Here is a 585-nt window from a genome sequence, read left to right on the forward strand (position 1 = left end):
GATCACAAAGAAACGGTGAGCGTCCGAGAGCGCCTGCAACTGGCAAACGACCTGAAAGAAAAGACTCAACCGAAGCCACGCAAGCCTCTAGTGGAAACGAAACCGACACCAGACGCCGAGCCTTCCGGTACAGGCGCTCCGCACCTGCCCCACTAACACCTTCCCGCCGGTTGCTACCCTAGCAACCGGCATGCATCACTGGCGGCCAGATCTTTACGGCTAAATTCGCGCCTCAAACCAGATATCCTCACGAGCTCTGGCTTGGAGCTAGGTATTTGGGCATAATGCGCGCCAAGATAAACCGCACTGGAATGCTGGATGGCAAAGAAGTTGCTAAAACGCTGGATGCCTGACCCAGCAAAGATCAGAAATCATGCATCCCTGCAGTTTCTGGGCAATGTTTTGCACGATCCAAATCTATTTCACCTAAATCGAACGTCGGTATCTCGCGCCTTCTTTGTTGGCATTTTCATTTGTTTTTTACCTATCCCCGGCCAGATGGGGTTAGCGGCGCTTTGCGCCCTGTGGTTTCGCGCCAATTTACCCATAAGTGCAGCGCTGGTGTGGATCAGCAACCCCATTACC

General features: G+C 53.2%; 1 protein-coding gene. It reads left to right on the top strand.

Translation table 11 applies throughout. From position 1 onward, the window contains the following. Positions 1 to 318: 318 nt before the first annotated feature. Positions 319 to 585: DUF2062 domain-containing protein (locus ACFQEU_RS17635; RefSeq protein ID WP_379784261.1), on the top strand; the 267-nt coding region annotated here is incomplete at its 3' end.

Source organism: Halorubrum tibetense (genome assembly GCF_042661865.1).
Lineage (GTDB): Archaea > Halobacteriota > Halobacteria > Halobacteriales > Haloferacaceae > Halorubrum > Halorubrum tibetense.